The 16,771-nt window shown below is 56.1% G+C and carries 12 protein-coding genes and 1 tRNA gene; 4 read left to right on the forward strand and 9 right to left on the reverse strand.

All coding sequences use genetic code 11. The annotated features are described in order from the left end of the window. Window position 1: 1 nt before the first annotated feature. On the reverse strand, window positions 2-2,674 hold the full coding sequence (alaS, locus tag AC2FMY_RS06145) for an alanine--tRNA ligase (protein ID WP_496745100.1): 2,673 nt from the start codon (window positions 2,672-2,674) through the stop codon (window positions 2-4). 179 nt (window positions 2,675-2,853) lie between these two features. After that, on the reverse strand, window positions 2,854-3,921 hold the full coding sequence (recA, locus tag AC2FMY_RS06150) for a recombinase RecA (RefSeq protein WP_480750969.1): 1,068 nt from the start codon (window positions 3,919-3,921) through the stop codon (window positions 2,854-2,856). Window positions 3,922-4,273: 352 nt separating this feature from the next. Here recA and AC2FMY_RS06155 point away from each other — a divergent pair, with 352 nt between their 5' ends. Next, window positions 4,274-4,708: a gamma-glutamyl kinase gene (locus tag AC2FMY_RS06155; protein ID WP_496745098.1), complete on the forward strand. Its 435-nt coding sequence runs from the start codon at window positions 4,274-4,276 to the stop codon at window positions 4,706-4,708. 21 nt (window positions 4,709-4,729) lie between these two features. Here the strand turns inward: AC2FMY_RS06155 and AC2FMY_RS06160 are convergent, their stop codons facing one another. The 3 genes from AC2FMY_RS06160 to guaB form a co-directional block, all read right to left on the reverse strand. Next, on the reverse strand, window positions 4,730-7,009 hold the full coding sequence (locus tag AC2FMY_RS06160) for an ATP-binding protein (protein ID WP_496745129.1): 2,280 nt from the start codon (window positions 7,007-7,009) through the stop codon (window positions 4,730-4,732). A 111-nt stretch (window positions 7,010-7,120) separates the two neighbouring features. Further along, window positions 7,121-8,293 (reverse strand): RsmB/NOP family class I SAM-dependent RNA methyltransferase, encoded by a 1,173-nt coding sequence (locus AC2FMY_RS06165; RefSeq protein ID WP_496745096.1) that lies wholly within the window; start codon window positions 8,291-8,293, stop codon window positions 7,121-7,123. Between the two features lie 105 nt (window positions 8,294-8,398). Continuing rightward, complete coding sequence (guaB, locus tag AC2FMY_RS06170) at window positions 8,399-9,847, reverse strand: IMP dehydrogenase (RefSeq protein WP_480750966.1); 1,449 nt, start codon at window positions 9,845-9,847, stop codon at window positions 8,399-8,401. Window positions 9,848-10,096: 249 nt separating this feature from the next. Between guaB and AC2FMY_RS06175 the strand changes: the two genes are divergently transcribed. The 3 genes from AC2FMY_RS06175 to AC2FMY_RS06185 all read left to right on the forward strand — a co-directional run bounded on the left by AC2FMY_RS06175 (window position 10,097) and on the right by AC2FMY_RS06185 (window position 13,479). After that, a complete protein-coding gene (locus tag AC2FMY_RS06175; protein ID WP_480750965.1) occupies window positions 10,097-12,148 on the forward strand; it encodes an ASKHA domain-containing protein in 2,052 nt (683 codons plus the stop codon). A 413-nt stretch (window positions 12,149-12,561) separates the two neighbouring features. After that, window positions 12,562-13,314: a porin family protein gene (locus AC2FMY_RS06180; RefSeq protein WP_496745093.1), complete on the forward strand. Its 753-nt coding sequence runs from the start codon at window positions 12,562-12,564 to the stop codon at window positions 13,312-13,314. A 90-nt stretch (window positions 13,315-13,404) separates the two neighbouring features. Next, window positions 13,405-13,479: transfer RNA gene (locus tag AC2FMY_RS06185), tRNA-Asn, on the forward strand. 70 nt (window positions 13,480-13,549) lie between these two features. Here the strand turns inward: AC2FMY_RS06185 and AC2FMY_RS06190 are convergent. The 4 genes from AC2FMY_RS06190 to AC2FMY_RS06205 are packed head-to-tail and all read right to left on the reverse strand — an operon-like array spanning window position 13,550 to window position 16,763. Next, entirely contained in the window at window positions 13,550-14,245 is a 696-nt protein-coding gene (locus AC2FMY_RS06190; RefSeq protein WP_480750962.1) for an ABC transporter ATP-binding protein, read from the reverse strand. Continuing rightward, window positions 14,246-14,956 (reverse strand): ABC transporter ATP-binding protein, encoded by a 711-nt coding sequence (locus AC2FMY_RS06195; RefSeq protein ID WP_496745091.1) that lies wholly within the window; start codon window positions 14,954-14,956, stop codon window positions 14,246-14,248. Continuing rightward, window positions 14,944-15,885: a branched-chain amino acid ABC transporter permease gene (locus tag AC2FMY_RS06200; protein ID WP_496745089.1), complete on the reverse strand. Its 942-nt coding sequence runs from the start codon at window positions 15,883-15,885 to the stop codon at window positions 14,944-14,946. Before AC2FMY_RS06200 ends, AC2FMY_RS06195 begins: the two co-directional genes overlap by 13 nt. Next, entirely contained in the window at window positions 15,882-16,763 is an 882-nt protein-coding gene (locus AC2FMY_RS06205; RefSeq protein ID WP_496807136.1) for a branched-chain amino acid ABC transporter permease, read from the reverse strand. The genes AC2FMY_RS06200 and AC2FMY_RS06205 overlap by 4 nt, the downstream gene beginning before the upstream one ends. Between the last annotated feature and the right edge of the window lie 8 nt (window positions 16,764-16,771).

A 16,771-nucleotide genomic window follows, 5' to 3' on the forward strand; every position in this document is an offset into this window, starting at 1 on the left:
CCTATCCTCCAATTACCTGTTCAGCTGCCTTTATGGCCGCATCCGCGTTTGTGGTGTCCTTGCCGCCACCCTGCGCCATGTCCGGACGACCGCCGCCACCCTTGCCGCCCAGTTCAGCAACCGCCGCGCGCACCAGATCCACCGCTGACACTTTACCGATTAGATCATTGGTCACCCCGGCAGCCACCGCCGCCTTGTCACCGGCATCTGCGATCAGCAACACGGCACCGGTCTCAATCCGCTGTTTATGCTCGTCTATCAATGACGGCAGGTCCTTGCCTGACACACCAGACAGAACTTGTGAAACGAAACGGATGCCGTTGACAATGCGCGCCTCCTGACCACCGCCCTGACCTGCGCCACCGGCCATAGCCAGTTCCCGGCGCAATTGGGCAACCTCGTTCTGTAGCGCCTTGCGTTCATCCATCAGGGACTTGACCCGATCGGCAACTTCCGCCGACTGCGCTTTCAACATTCCCGACACTTCGGCAAGCGTGGTGGCCTCCCGGGTCAGATGCTCAAAAGCGACCGCTCCGGTCAGAGCCTCGATTCGCCGCACGCCCGCCGATGATGCACTATCACCAAGCAGCACGAATGTGCCAATATCGCCGGTTTGTTTGACATGCGTGCCGCCACAAAGCTCGATGGAATAAGTCTGCCCGTCCTGGCCTTTGCCGGTTTCCGCTCGTCCCATCGACACCACGCGAACCTCGTCACCATACTTTTCGCCGAACAATGCCTGGGCTCCGATCCCGCGGGCATCGTCAGGTGTCATAATACGGGTTTCGACCTTGGTGTTTTGCCGGATAAAGCTGTTCACCTCGGCAGCGACCTTGGTCAACTCTGCATCGGTCAACGCCTTGGAATGGCTGAAATCGAACCGCAGACGGTCATCCGCATTCAAAGAGCCTCGTTGTGCCACATGATCGCCAAGTGTTTCCCGAAGCGCTTCATGCAGCAGGTGCGTGGCCGAGTGGTTGGCGCGTATTGCCGTGCGGCGAGCATGGTCGACTTCCAGTTCCACAGCATCGCCTTTTGCCATCATGCCCCCGTCGACCGTCACAAGATGTGCATAGACCTTCGCATCAGCGAATTTCCTTGTGTCCTTGACTGTCGCAGCCTGAATTCGGTCATCGATCTTGCGAATGATACCGGTGTCCCCAATCTGCCCCCCGGCCTCGCCATAAAAGGGCGTTTGGTTGACAATGATCCAACCGGACTCGCCTGCGTTGATCTTTCCGACCAGCGCACCATCCACGACCAAGGCCATGATTTGGCCTTCAGCAATTTCAGTCTCATACCCAAGGAAATCCGTGGCTCCGACAGAATCCAGAACGTCGAACCACACTGCATTATCCGCAGATTCACCCGAACCGGCCCAGGCCGCGCGCGCCTTGGCCTTCTGCTCTGCCATGGCTGCGTCAAAGCCTTCGGTATCCACCGCACGGCCTTTTTCACGCAACGCATCCTGCGTCAGGTCGAGCGGAAAGCCATAAGTATCATAAAGTTTGAATGCCGCCTGTCCGGGCAACGGCTGATCCGCCGCTAAACTAGCCAACTCATCGTCCAGCAGTTTCAAGCCGCGATCAAGCGTCTGCTTGAACCGCGTCTCTTCCAAAAGCAGAGTCTCTTCGATCAAGGCCTGCGCGCGACCAAGTTCACCGTATTGCGCACCCATCAATTGGACCAGCGTCGGTACCAGGCGGTGCATGACCGGATCCTTCGCCCCTAATAGATGCGCATGGCGCATGGCCCGGCGCATGATACGGCGCAGCACATACCCCCGACCGTCGTTTGAGGGCATCACGCCATCGGCAATCAGGAAAGAGGTGGAACGCAAGTGATCCGCGACAACCCGATGGTGCACGTTCTGATCCCCATAGGGGTCGACATTGGTGGCATGTGCGGAGGCTTCGATGAGGGTTTTGAACAGGTCGGTGTCATAGTTGTCGTGGCTGCCTTGCAGCAGTGCCCCAATCCGTTCCAGCCCCATTCCAGTATCGATGGACTGCATGTCGAGTTCGCGCATCGAGCCGTCCTCGAACTGCTCATTTTGCATGAACACGATGTTCCAGATCTCGATGAAGCGGTCCCCGTCTTCGTCGGCGCTGCCCGGCGGGCCACCCCAGATATGATCGCCGTGGTCATAAAATATCTCGGTGCACGGACCGCAGGGGCCGGTCGGCCCCATCTGCCAGAAGTTGTCAGAGGTCGCGATGCGAATGATCCGATCCTCGGAAACACCGACTTTTTTCCAGATTTCAAAAGCTTCATCATCGGTGTGATAGACCGTAGTCAACAACCGGTTTTTATCGATACCGAAATCCTTGGTGATCAGGTCCCAGGCAAAAGGAATTGCCTCGGCCTTGAAATAGTCACCAAAGGAAAAGTTGCCCAGCATCTCGAAAAACGTGTGGTGCCGTGCAGTATACCCTACGTTGTCGAGGTCATTGTGCTTGCCCCCGGCCCGTACACATTTTTGTGCTGTCGTGGCGCGCTTGTAGTCTCGGGATTCGACGCCGGTGAACAGGTTCTTGAACTGTACCATGCCCGAATTGACAAACATCAGGGTCGGATCGTTTCGCGGAACCAACGGGCTTGATGCCACGACTTCGTGTCCCTGTTTGGCGAAGTAGTTCAGAAAGGTTGAGCGGATCTCGTTCAGCGTGGGCATGTGGCTCTCTCGACGCGCATTTGTTTGGTTCTGTGATGGTTTAGCGACGTCCCGAACGATAGTCCACAGCGCAAGGATGCGGCAAACGAAACAAGGCGACCCGATCGGATCGCCTTGCCATGTTTCACTTTATCCAGACCGACGCGAAAGTGATACTCTTGCTGTTTCGCAGGCTATCGTCACGCTTCGAGAATATCGTCCTCGTCCCCATCGGACGCCATGTCGAACTCCAGGCCGTGGGCCGCACGAATCTTGTCCTCGATCTCCAGAGCAACGCGGGTATTCTCACGCAGATAGGTTTTGGCATTCTCCCGCCCCTGGCCGATCCGTTCGTCGCCATAGCTGAACCACGACCCGGATTTCTCAACCACCCCGGCCTTGACGCCCAGATCCAGCAATTCGCCCATCTTCGAAATGCCTTCGCCATACATGATGTCGAATTCAACCTGCTTGAAGGGCGGCGCAACCTTGTTCTTGACGACTTTCACCCGGGTCTGGTTGCCGACAACTTCATCCCGGTCCTTGATGGCACCAATACGGCGAATGTCCAGGCGCACCGAGCTGTAGAATTTCAGGGCGTTACCACCTGTCGTGGTCTCCGGGCTGCCAAACATAACGCCGATCTTCATCCGGATTTGGTTGATGAAGATCACCATGCAATTTGACCGACTGATTGACGCTGTCAACTTGCGCATGGCTTGGCTCATCAACCGGGCCTGAACGCCCACGCTGCTGTCACCCATGTCGCCTTCCAGTTCAGATTTCGGCGTCAGGGCCGCAACCGAGTCGACAACAACCATGTTGACCGCGCCCGAGCGCACCAATGTATCGGTTATTTCCAGCGCTTGTTCACCTGTGTCGGGTTGCGAAATCAGTAACTCATCCAGATCAACGCCCAATTTGCGGGCATATTGCGGATCAAGCGCGTGTTCAGCATCCACGAAGGCGCACACCCCTCCCCGCTTTTGTTGTTCGGCAATGCAGTGCAGCGTGAGAGTTGTCTTGCCCGAGCTTTCCGGGCCGTAGATTTCCACGATACGGCCCATCGGCAGGCCACCAATACCAAGCGCAATATCCAGACCCAGAGAGCCGGTTGAGCTGGCCTCGATTTCCGGCAACGCATTGTCGCCGCCCAGTTTCATAATCGATCCTTTACCGAATTGACGCTCGATCTGGGCCAGGGCGCTGTCCAGCGCTTTTTGCTTGTCCGCGTTTTGCTTGCTGCTCATCGTCAGAAGATCCGCCATTGTCCTGTCGCTTTCCTTTTGTCACACCCTTGAGCGGGCGGCAATCGCTGCTTTGTTCGCCTCTTGTTCCTTATGGGACCAAAAAGAGAACATTTCAACTCAAATCTCTTAATTGAAGCTTTATCCAATTGTATTAAAGAACCCTTTACGGCACTCTGACCGTGAAATCCAAAAGAAGAACGCAAGATAAATGATTGTTTTCTATAAAGAACGCCTTGTCCTTTTGTCGGTTCCGAAAACGGGGACCACAGCATACCACGCGGCTTTGAAGGATCACGCGGATATCGTCGTTTCGGGACCTCCCGAGTTGAAGCACGCCCCCCTTCGCAGGTATGATCGTTTTTTTAACAGCATGTTTGCGAAGCTTTTCGACGTCGACCTTGAAGTCATGGCGGTCGTTCGCGAGCCGGTCGACTGGCTGGGAAGCTGGTACCGATACCGCCGCCGCCCATTTCTAGACGGCAAACCCACCTCGACCAGTGGAATCGATTTCGACAGTTTCGTCCGCGGCTACCTGAGAAGTAATGATCAGCCGGCCTTCGCCCAAGTTGGCAGCCAGGCCAAATTCCTCACTCCCCGGGCGGGTGGCGTCACTGTTTCTCATGTGTTCAAATACGATCACCAGAGCCAGATTATCGAGTTTCTGGAGAACCGGCTTAAGATCAGGTTGGAGTTGCCGCGCGAGAACGCGTCCCCTCCAATGCCATTGGTTCTTACCGAAGAGACTGAACGGCAACTACGCCACAGGTACGCAGATGATTTCGACCTTTACCAATCGGCACTTTGACAAACCTTGTCGCCACAAAACCTAGTTCAGCTGCTGAAAAACCGTTTCAGTCAACTGATTTAACGAGAACGGTTTTGGCAGGAACACGGAATGTGCAAACTCCGGCTCTGTTTCGCCAAATGCACCTTCAGCATATCCCGAAACAAAGATGACCCTGACACCCGGCCGGTTTTTCAATGCTTTTTTCACCCAGGTCGGACCGTCCATCCCGGGCATCACCACATCCGTGACGATGATGTCCACGAGGACTTCCCCCTCTGCCAGCACGTCAAGCGCCTCTTCACCCGTTTCCGCTTCAAGTACGGTATAACCTCTCATTCTTAGTGCGCGTGACGCAAAAGCGCGGACCGACGCTTCGTCCTCCACCAGCAAAACCACGCCTTCCCCATGTTTTGGAATGGGAACGGTGTTGGAATCCGACACTCTAGGTTCAATAACTTCAACCTCATGCCAAACCGGCAGATACAAAGTAAACTCGGATCCCCTGCCCTCAACGCTGTCAACAAATATGAAACCGCCAGTTTGCTTGACGATCCCATATACCGTTGAAAGGCCCAGGCCAGTACCTTCGCCAGTTCGCTTTGTGGTATAAAACGGCTCGAATACTTTTGGCAGCTTGTCCGCGGCTATCCCGACGCCTTCATCTATAACCTTGACGGATACGTATTCACCAATCGGCATCTCTGCCCTGTCGCGTTTCAGTGGTTGATCGAACGCGACAACTTCGGTTTCAATCCGAATCTCCCCACCTTTCGGCATGGCATCGCGCGCATTCACCACCAGATTCATCAAGACCTGTTCCAACTGGCGTTTGTCCGCACGAACGGGCTTCAGAACCGGGTCATGACTGAGGGTCAGCGTGATCTTTTCGCCGACAAGCCGATTCAGCAAATGGATCAAATCGGACAGTGTATCGCGCATGTCCAGCGTCTCGGGCCGCAAGGTCTGCTTTCGCGAAAACGCCAGCAATTGGCCGATCAGAGCAGCGGCCCTATTGGCGTTCTGGTTGATCTGAATAAGGTCACCATAGTCGGGATCGCCCTGATCGTGGCGCAGAAGCAGAAGGTCGCAATGCCCCGAAATCGCAGTCAGCAAGTTATTGAAGTCATGCGCGACCCCGCCGGCCAATTGCCCGACCGCCTGCATTTTCTGGCTTTGAACAAACTGCGCCTCAAGTGTCTTGAGTTCAGTTGCATCGTTGAGAACCGCAATCAAGCTTGTTTCACCGAAGCGAACCACCTTGCTAAGCGTGACTTGCACAAACGTTTCCCTGTCCGGTCGACTCAGGCGCAAGAATTCTGACCGAGGTTTGACCGATCCCTCGATTGTTTCGCGCAGCCAGTCCCTGATCGGGCGACCAAGCCCATGCATGATCTGCTCAACAGTGGTCCCGTCTTGGGGCGTGCAACCAAGCAATTCATCGGCAAGTGGGTTCGTCTCAAGCACTTCTCCCTGGGCTGAAAGACGCATCAGCGGAACGGGCAGATCATTGAATGATGGCGCCGGAGCCATGAACACTTCAGGTCCTAACGGGCAGAGTGCGATTTTTCTGCTGCCAACTGTTTTGCGAATTTCAGCGATGGCCACCGGTACCATTCCAGTTTTGCTTTGAACTTTGACAATGGACCCGGGTCGGATGTCTTGCTCGGCAATAACTTGCTTCAGATTGCCGGGTGCGAATCCAAATAGATTGTGTGCGGCTTCATTTGCAAACTGGATCCTGTTTGATCTCCCTACCGTTACCATCGGCAGACCCTCAACATCATCGCCGTTAAAACTGTCACTCCCCGGAACACTGGTCAACCTCCACAAATACGTGTCTTTTCCAAGAAGCTGGGCCGATATTTTGATAATTCCGCGACCAGTTACGAGCTCATCGTGTGCCACTCCCTTCCTTTGCGCAACAGATTGCAGCCGTAACAGAACGGCCGCCGGAGACGGAAAAAAACTTCGCAGCAAAACATCGAGACTACCATGATCGTCAACATTGAAACTTGCCTTTGCAGCGGCATTCGCGAAACGCACGCATCCTCGGGAATCTGTGATAATGCCAGGAGACGTATCGCTGTGCAGATAGGAGGAAACGAGTTCGTCAACCAGCTTTGCGCGACGATCAAGGCTCCACTCTCGAATGGTAGACAGAACCAAAACCGCAGACAGCGACAGGCCCACAGCATACAAACCTCGAGTTACGCCATCAGTCATGTCGCCAGCCAAAGCCGAAACAAGCACAACGACGATACAGGCGAACAACGCCATACGACGCCATGGTTTCGTGACACTCCGGTGACGGACCGGCATTGCCGGATTGGCGGTTGCAGACACTGAGACACTCCGTTTGATGTCATTGGTCCGGGTATTACGCGCAACCGGGGTTAATCCCAACTTAATGCGTTACTCCGCCTGTAGTTGTTATCTGGAGGCGCTATTCTGCGTCAAGTGCGCAGTGTAGAACCCATCAGTGCCCTCGGAAACCAACCATAGTTTTTCGAACACACTGGACCACTGTGGGTTTTGCCTGACCAAGGCGCCCACCGCCTCTTGATTTTCTTCACGCAACATGGAGCAGGTTGCATAGGCCAGCAGTCCACCATTTGAAACAAGCACCGAAGCCTTCGACAGGATGCTTTGTTGAATAGAACACAGTTCGGTCAGTCGTTCTGGTGTCAAGGCCCATTTCCCGGCGGGTGCACGACGCCACGATCCGCTGCCCGAGCACGGAGCATCAACCAGAACGATATCATAAGGTGAATTGGCGGCGACACTCACGCCATCCAGCAAGGTGATATCAACGCCAGCGCGTTGCGCGCGCGCGGGGATATCGCTCATTCGGACTGGTGAGATATCATGGGCGAATACCGAAACGCCGCGAGACGCAGCTAGGGCAAGCGACTTGCCGCCCCCCCCGGCGCAATAATCCAGCACCTTCAGTCCTGGGCGCAGAGGAAGAGACGCCACAACCGCTTGGCTGGCGGCATCCTGAAGCTCGACCAGGCCATCCAGAAAAGCGCGGCTTTTTGCGACTAGCCGTGCACCCGAGACAATTTCCAGCGCGGTGTCGCACGCGGAATGCGAACGAGCTTCGATCCCGTCCCTGGCCAGTACTTCGACCGCTTGTGGCAAATCGGACTTTAGGCGATTCACTCGCAGATGAACCGGCGCGCGATGGCGCAGCGCCTGTGCAGCGGCCTGTGCTTCGTCACCCAGACTGTCCTGAAACCGCGACCACAACCAGTCGGGCAGGTCGTTTTCCTCGCCACCCGAGGCAGGTGTACACCCGGTTTCATTTTCACCGACAGGCAGTGGAGCATGCCGCGCGCCAGTAAAAAGGTCTGTCGGGTCTTCACTGGCGGCCCGGATCAGGCCGATCATAAGTCCACGCCCTGTCTCAGCCCCTCCTAACGCTGCAAAGGATCTTTTGCAGCGCAGTGCATCGAAAACATGGTCGCGGATCGCTGCTCGGTCCTTCGATCCTGCAAACCGACTGCGCCGCGCCCATCCTGTCAGAGACTTCTCGGCCGGTGTTCCGGCCAGAATCTCGTCAAGAATTTCGATGGAGGCCTGAATACGGGCGGCAGGTGTCATAACAAAGTCCGGTTTGTTTTCGCGTTGATACGCATTGCCTCAACTGGTCCACCTTCAAAAGCCGAACATGGCAGGGCTGCCGCAAGGCCAAGTCCCGCCAAACGATTAACCTATACGATAGTTCGGGCTCTCGCGGGTGATCTGCACGTCGTGAACATGGCTTTCCTTGAGGCCCGCACCGGTGATCTTGACGAACTGGCAATTGCTGCGCATTTCCTCGACATTGGCGCAGCCCGTGTACCCCATGGCGGCCCGCAACCCGCCTACAAGTTGGTGAATGACCGCGCTCGCCGATCCTTTGTAGGGCACTTGACCCTCGATCCCTTCAGGTACCAGTTTGTCGCTAGCTGCGTCCTTTTGGAAATACCGGTCGGCCGAACCGCGCGCCATGGCGCCCAAGCTTCCCATACCGCGATAGGATTTGAACGATCGGCCCTGATACAGGATCACCTCGCCGGGGCTTTCGTCAGTGCCCGCGATCATCGATCCGACCATGGCACAGGATGCACCGGCCGCAATGGCCTTGGCAAAATCCCCGGAAAACTTGATACCACCATCAGCGATGACAGGCACGTCTCCGGCTGCTTCGGCACAATCCATGATGGCCGTCAGCTGCGGAACGCCCACACCGGCCACCATACGCGTGGTGCAGATGGATCCCGGCCCGATGCCAACCTTGACAGCATCGGCGCCCGCATCAATCAGCGCTTTCACCGCATCCGCCGTCGCAACGTTCCCGGCAATGATCTGAACTTCGTTCGACAAGGTCTTGGCGCGTTTGACCGCATCGATCACGCCCGCCGAATGGCCATGCGCGGTGTCCACCACGATAATGTCGACGCCCGAGTCGACCAGCGCTTCGGATCGCTCGAATCCCGTGTCTCCTACAGACGAGGCTGCAGCAACCCGAAGCCGCCCCAGACGGTCCTTGCAGGCGGTAGGGTTCAGAACCGCTTGTTCCGTGTCTTTCAGGGTCAAAAGACCCGTGAGTTTGCCATTGCCGTCCACGACCAGCAATTTCTCGATCCGCCGCGCCTTCATCAGACTCTTGGCTTCTTCCAGATCCGCCGGCTCGCGCAGCATCGCCAGGTTGTCCGAGGTCATCATCACCCGAATTGGCGTGTCATCGGACGTGGCAAAACGCATGTCCCGGTTGGTGACAATGCCAACTACGCGGCCTTTTTCGTCAACCACCGGAAAACCCGTGAAATTGTAACGCTGCACCAAGGCCTTGGCATCTGCCAATGTCTGATCCGGCCGAAGCGTGACAGGGTTGTATACGATGCCCGATTCGAACCGCTTGACCCGTCTTACTTCGCGCGCTTGTTCCTCGACGCCCAGATTCTTGTGAATCACGCCAATGCCGCCCGCCTGGGCCATGGCAATCGCCATTCGCGATTCGGTCACCGTGTCCATGGCGGAACTGAGCAGCGGAATATTCATGCTGATCTCGCGTGTCACGCGCGTTGCCGTATTGGCGGTGGATGGCAGCACGGAAGAAGCCGCCGGAACCAGAAGAACGTCGTCAAAGGTGAGAGCCTCACGAATCTGCATTTGCTAACCCCATGCAAAACCCCGTTTGGCGGTGACCCTATTGCATGGTTTCCGGGCAAGGGAAAGCCCCAGCTCACAGATCCGCGGAAATTGGGGTACAGAAAAAGGCGAGTCCTACGCGCATCATTTTTGACGGTAAGGTGCGAAAACGACGCAACACGCCCGAAACCTGCCGTTCGGCGCCTTTCTCTTTTCGTGCAAACCCATATGTTGCGCGTCAAACGTATGAATTCCAGAGGCAGGCCAGTCATGACCAGCGATCCACTTGTTGTCTTCACCCCATCTGGCAAACGCGGCCACTTCCCGGTCGGAACCCCGATCCTGACGGCTGCCCGACAGCTTGGTGTGGATCTCGACTCTGTCTGTGGCGGGCGCGGTATCTGCTCCAAATGTCAGATCACACCGTCTTATGGCGAATTTCCCAAGCATGGCGTGACGGTCAAAGAAGGCGCGCTCAGCGATTGGAACGCGGTCGAACAGCGCTATGATGATAAACGCGGTCTTAAGTCCGGACGCCGATTGGGGTGCCAGGCCACCGTTCAGGGAAACGTCGTGATCGATGTTCCTCCAGAAAGCCAGGTACATCGCCAGGTGGTACGCAAGGCAGCCACCGCACGCGCCATCGTCATGGACCCGGCGACCCATCTCTATTTCGTAGAGGTTGATGAGCCAGATATGCACGAGCCCACCGGCGATCTGGAACGACTGGAACGCGCACTCAAGGCGCAGTGGGGCGTCGATAAGGTTACCGCCGATCTTTCGCTCTTGTCCAAGCTGCAACCGGCCCTGCGCAAAGGAGGCTGGAAGGCCACTGTTGCGCTGCACAAGGGACACCGTGACACCGCTCACCAAATTCTGGAAATCTGGCCCGGATACTCCGAAGAACGTATCTATGGGCTTGCAATTGACCTTGGTTCAACGACGATTGCCGCCCATTTGACCGATCTTCGCAATGGCGAGGTCAAAGCGTCATCCGGGCTCATGAACCCGCAGATCCGTTTTGGCGAAGACCTGATGAGCCGGGTCAGCTATTCGATGATGAACCCCGGCGGCGACAGGGAAATGACAACTGCCGTACGTGACGCGATCAATGATATTACCAAAGCCATCGCCGAAGACGCCGGCATTTCGCCCGAATTGATCCTGGAAACGGTTTTCGTCTGCAACCCGGTGATGCACCATCTGCTGCTAGGCATCGACCCGGTCGAGCTTGGCCAAGCTCCCTTCGCGCTGGCGACATCCGAAAGCCTCTCCCTGCCAGCCCGCGAGATGGATCTGACCGCCATGAATCCACGTGCGCAGGTCTATGTGCTGCCCTGTATCGCTGGTCATGTTGGGGCGGATTGCGCGGCGGTGGCCCTCTCCGAAGAACCCGGCAAGTCCGACGACCTGGTTCTGATCGTCGATGTGGGAACCAACGCGGAAATTTTGCTTGGCAACAAGTCCCGGGTGCTGGCCTGCTCTTCACCCACCGGCCCTGCCTTTGAGGGCGCGCAGATCAGCTCCGGTCAACGCGCTGCTCCCGGCGCCATCGAACGGATCGAGATCAACGCCGAAACGAAAGAGCCGCGCTTCCGCGTTATCGGCTCTGACAAATGGTCGGACGAGGAAGGATTTGATGCCGAAATCGCCACGACCGGCATCACCGGCATTTGCGGTTCGGGCATCATCGAGGCAGTGGCCGAAATGCGCATGGCCGGCCTGCTGGACGAAAGCGGCCTGATCGGGTCGGCCGTACAGACCGGTACCACCCGCTGCGTTCCCGAAGGCCGGACGCATGCCTATCTGATCCACGACGCCAGCCCCGAGGGTGGTCCGCGCATAACCGTGACGCAGGGCGATATTCGGGCTATCCAGCTTGCCAAGTCGGCCCTCTATGCGGGCGCGCGCCTGCTGATGGATGAAATGAATGTCGACAAGGTTGACCGTGTCGTCCTGGCGGGTGCTTTTGGCGCGCATATCTCGACCAAACACGCCATGGTTCTGGGAATGATCCCCGACGCGCCGCTGGAAAAAGTAACAAGTGCAGGCAACGCCGCAGGCACGGGTGCTCGCATCGCGTTGTGCAATATCTCTTCAAGGGCCGAGATTGAACGCGTCGTGCGGGAGATCACCAAGGTTGAAACAGCGATCGAGCCGAAATTTCAGGAACATTTCGTCGCTGCAAACGCAATCCCGCACAAGACCGATCGGTTCCCGGAACTCAGCCAAGTTGTGACTTTGCCCGCACCGTCGTTCAACACCCATTCGAACAGTGATGCCGATGCATCGAGCGGGCGGCGCCGTCGGCGCCGGGGCTAGCCCCGGCCTTGGTCAAGTCCTTGCCATTCCGTTGGTCAACTTCTCTTTGCAGACATAAGGAGAAGCTGGTTGAGGCAATGGCGGGACTTGCGCGGCCAAGGCAGCGATGCACCAAATTTGCAGTCTTTTGTCCGGGGTTTTCAATTTGCTGGCGTCTTTAACCTTCGAGGCCATTTGACGGACCCCATGGGTCCCAAAACCTTTCCAGATCGGAATACAGTTACGTTGATCCCCATCACCCGCGTTGCCTACCGAACAAAAGCCGAGATTTGTGTTGGGCCGTGGGTCACTACAAAATAAACGTATTTGAATGTGATTTTTGTGTTAACTTCAGCTGAAACTGCCTTGTGACTTTGGTGTGATTTCACTCGCCATGAACCGACACAAACCGGCCCCATTCTAAAGGACTGAAAATGATCCGCTCCGGCATTGTAAACTTGATCCTTCTGGCAGCTTCGCTTGCGATTTTCGTCTCCGGCCCGTCATATGCCCAGGACCGGGATTGGAGCTATTCGGCCTCGATCTATCTGTTCACACCCGAAACCAACACCTCCACTGAAACGGCTTTCGGAACAGTGGACGCCACCCTGTCGTTCAGCGACGCGCTGGATAACTTGGATTTTGCATTCATGGGCGCATTCGGCGCATCCAACGGGCGTTGGAGTCTTCTTGCTGACTACATGCTGACCGACATCTCCTTCGGTACGGCAACTCCCGGAGGGGCGTTCGGAGAACTCAACACTTCCGTCAAAACCCAGGTCTTCAACGCCTATGCCGCCTATCGGGTCTACGAGGATAGCAACGTCTCACTCGATGCCGGTGCGGGATTTAGATGGTACAGCACTGATACCGTCTTCACTCTGACTCAGGGCGCACTTCCGGACCGAACAAATACCGTCGACGAAGACTGGTTCGATCCTTTGATCGCCATGCGCGCCCGGGTTCAGTTTTCCGACAGATGGTCGGGCACCGCGTTTCTTGATTATGGCGGTTTCCGTAGTGGCAGCGAAACCTGGCAGGTTTTACTGACGGCAGACTATGCCCTCAACGATCGATGGCTGCTCAGAGGCGGTTACCGCCATATCGAAGTAGATCACGAGGTCAACGGCGCAGACTATACCTTTGACCAATCCGGGCCGATTTTCGGTGCAACCTTTCTGTTCTGAAGCCTGAATTTCGTCACGGCCGAAATCCGCAAAAAATGCGCCGAACCCTCTGGACGCCGAAAACCGGTGTTGCTATACGGCGCGCACCGTTCCGGCGTAGCTCAGCGGTAGAGCAGTTGACTGTTAATCAATTGGTCGTAGGTTCGATCCCTACCGCCGGAGCCAATAATCAATAAGCTATCGAGAACGCGTTTTTTTCGAAGAAGTATCCAATTCACTTGTTTCGAACCATGCATTATATCCCGACATGTTTCCTGAACTGGTGAGCATGGGGAACCAGATCTCGGGCAAAAGCAGTTTCTACGATCCTGCCCCCAACGACGAATGCAATTCGATCGGAAATCGACAGCGCAGCATCGACCCGTTGTTCCACGAGAATCGTCGCGACACCTGTCGCTTTCAGACCAATAATCGTGTCACGGATCAGCGCAATCATCGAAGGCTGCAACCCTTCGGTCGGTTCATCGAGCAGCAGCACTTTTGGTTCAAGGCAAAGTGCCCGAGCGATGGCAAGCATCTGCTGTTCACCACCCGACAGCGTACGCGACACCTGCCCCATGCGTTCTCGGAGCCTCGGAAAGAGGTCCAGTACCTTTTCTCGCACCTGTGCGCTCCGATCTCGGGTCATCAATCCGATTTCAATATTCTCAGAGACGGTCAGGTTTCCGAACAGTCGACGCCCTTGCGGGACGTAACCGACGCCATGGCGTGGCACTTCATGGGCAGGAAGCGCCTCCAAGCGGGTGCCGTCAAGTTCCACTTTGCCAGCACTCGAACGTACCTGACCGATGATAGTCTTGAGTGAAGTAGACTTCCCGGCGCCATTCCTCCCCATCAAGCAAAGCACCTCACCAGAGGCAACCGCAAGCGACAAGCCATGCAGAACCTGAACCGCGCCGTAACCTGCGTCGATACCATCGAGTTTTAGCATTCACCCCCCTAGATAGGCAGCCTGAACCGCACTGTTCGCCCGGATCGACAGTGGTGACCCGGTCGCCAAGATCTGGCCAAAGTTTAGCACCGTGATGCGATCGGCCAGGTCCATGACCACGTCCATGTTATGCTCTATAAGAAGAACGGTGGCCTCAGGGACTATGCTTCGAACAATTGATTTGAAGATTTCGATCTCTCCTTGCGCCAATCCCTGTGTCGGTTCGTCGAGAATCAGAAGCTTTGGCTCCAAGCCAAGTCCCATTGCGATCTCCAGTAAGCGTTGATGGCCATAACTCAGCGTCCCAGAAATCTGATCGGCTCGATCCGCCAAACCCACCCGTTCCAGTGCGGACATTGCATCGTCGATTATGTGTTGAGAATGGCGACTCTGGACTGCAAGCGCTACGTTGTCAAAGGCACTCAGCGCGCCGTAGATCTGTGTGATCTGAAAGGTATAGGCGATGCCGGCCCGCACGCGGGCATGCGCAGGTAATCGTGTTATGTCATGGCCAGATAGATGGATCGATCCGGACTGCACCGGAATTCGGCCCGACAGCAAACTGACAAACGTTGTCTTGCCAGCGCCGTTCGGGCCGATGATCGCGTGAATTTCACCTTCAGAAACATCGAAATCCACCTTGTCCACTGCCTTCAATCCGCCGAAGTGCCGGGTAAGCTCTCGGGCTTCAAGAAGAGTTACGGCAACCATCTCATCCCCCGTTCACGCAGTGTGCCAAGTATGCCTCTTGGCGCAAATAGGATGAGGAGGACCAACACGGCCCCGGTCACGAATTGGTGAGCGTCGGTCAAAGAACTGGCATAGTCGACCAGATAAAACATCAGCAGTGCGCCGAGGAAAGGACCAATGACCGTACCCGCACCACCAAGAAGGACATAAAGAAGCGGCAAAATCGAATACTGTACAGAAACTAGGCTGGCACCCACATAACCGAACATCAATGCATATGCTGCGCCACTGACCCCTGCATAGACACCGGAAACCGTCAGTGCAAAAAGCTTGACCGCGAATGGGTTGTAACCGAGCATGCGGCTGCGCTCCTCGTTCTCGCGTATCGCCACCATAATCCGCCCGCGTGGCGAGCGGGCAAGCCAGAGATTGATCAAAAGCGCCACAGAAAACAACGCGAAAGCAACCAAATAGCGGGTGCCATCGTCGGAAAGGTCGAGAGCCCCGAGCATCCGAGTGGATTTTGGAACAACAATGCCCTCGTCCCCACGTGTATAGCTGCCGAGATACAGCACCGTCAGGTATCCCGCCTGTGCAAACATCAGGGTCACGATCATGAAGGCAACGCCTGCTGTGCGGAGCGCAAAAAGGCCTAAGGCAAAGGCCACGCTGCCGCCTGCGGCAAGTCCTGCGACAAGGCCTACTGTTGCACCTCCGTTCGCGTAATAGGCAAGAAGCCCCGCAGCATAAAGTCCTGCGCCAAAGAAAAGTGAATGGCCGAGGCTTAGAAGGCCGGTGTAGCCGAACGCAATATTATAACCCATCGCATAAATCGCCAGCACCATGATCCGAGCGATATTTGTGTGATGATACGCTGGCGCATAGAAATGGAACGCAAGCAATACAATGATAAGGCCGAAGTGGAGCCAGAGCGCACGATCGATTTTCATACGGCGCGCTTTCCATAAAGGCCCTGAGGCCGGAAAACAAGAATCAACGCGACGGCCAGCGTTGCGACTATTTTGGCCAACGTCGGGGCGAAGAACGTGGAAAGAACGCCGTCTGACAACCCAATGACGATAGCCGCAACCAGTGTGCCACGCAAACTTCCCAGACCACCAATGATTACGACGATGAACGACAAAAGAAGTGGATCACCCCCCATCAGGTAGTGAGCCTGCTGGATCGGAACGATCAGAACTGCGGCTATGGCGGCAAGCCCTGCCCCCATCGCGAATACTCCGGCATAGACCCTGTCAACATTTATCCCGAAAGCACGCGCAGTGTCCCGGTCTTCCTGTGTTGCCCGCATCACTAATCCGATGCGCGTATGTTTGAGGATCAGCCAGACCGCAAGCAACAGCATGATCGCTGCTGCGACAACCAACAGCTTATAGCCGGAGTAGCCGAACCAGGGCAGTTGGATGCGGAAGTTGATTGGTGCCGGAACCGGGCGCGCATCCGGACCGAAAAAACTCAAGGCCGCCTGCTGAAGAATGTACAAAAGTCCGATCGTTGCGACGATCGTGGCCTCGGGCTCATAATTCAACCTTTTCAAAACCAACACATCGGAAAGGGCCGCGATTGCGCCGACGATCAAAGGGCAGAAGACCAGCGCTACCGCAAAAGCAACCGCTGGTGGTCCCGGTATCCATTGAGTAGTGAACCACGCAAGCACTGCACCCAACATAAAAAATTCACCATGCGCGACGTTAACAACCCGCATGATGCCGAACACAAGCGACAACCCAACCGCCGTTAGCGCAAGGACGGCGGCAGTCACGAGGCCCTCCATCAGGGCAAGAAGCAGGAACGGTCCGAAATCCACTCATTATC

It is taken from the genome of Ruegeria sp. YKSE079 (assembly GCF_059612845.1).

Excerpts from the sequence above, each read along its gene's own strand:
- guaB (WP_480750966.1), bottom strand. The coding sequence starts at position 9,847 with ATGCAGATTCGTGAGGCTCTCACCTTTGACGACGTTCTTCTGGTTCCG.
- AC2FMY_RS06165 (WP_496745096.1), bottom strand. The coding sequence starts at position 8,293 with ATGACACCTGCCGCCCGTATTCAGGCCTCCATCGAAATTCTTGACGAG.
- AC2FMY_RS06155 (WP_496745098.1), top strand. The coding sequence starts at position 4,274 with ATGTTTGCGAAGCTTTTCGACGTCGACCTTGAAGTCATGGCGGTCGTT.
- AC2FMY_RS06190 (WP_480750962.1), bottom strand. The coding sequence starts at position 14,245 with ATGCTAAAACTCGATGGTATCGACGCAGGTTACGGCGCGGTTCAGGTT.
- AC2FMY_RS06175 (WP_480750965.1), top strand. The coding sequence starts at position 10,097 with ATGACCAGCGATCCACTTGTTGTCTTCACCCCATCTGGCAAACGCGGC.
- recA (WP_480750969.1), bottom strand. The coding sequence starts at position 3,921 with ATGGCGGATCTTCTGACGATGAGCAGCAAGCAAAACGCGGACAAGCAA.
- alaS (WP_496745100.1), bottom strand. The coding sequence starts at position 2,674 with ATGCCCACGCTGAACGAGATCCGCTCAACCTTTCTGAACTACTTCGCC.
- AC2FMY_RS06195 (WP_496745091.1), bottom strand. The coding sequence starts at position 14,956 with ATGGTTGCCGTAACTCTTCTTGAAGCCCGAGAGCTTACCCGGCACTTC.
- AC2FMY_RS06160 (WP_496745129.1), bottom strand. The coding sequence starts at position 7,009 with ATGCCGGTCCGTCACCGGAGTGTCACGAAACCATGGCGTCGTATGGCG.
- AC2FMY_RS06200 (WP_496745089.1), bottom strand. The coding sequence starts at position 15,885 with ATGAAAATCGATCGTGCGCTCTGGCTCCACTTCGGCCTTATCATTGTA.
- AC2FMY_RS06180 (WP_496745093.1), top strand. The coding sequence starts at position 12,562 with ATGATCCGCTCCGGCATTGTAAACTTGATCCTTCTGGCAGCTTCGCTT.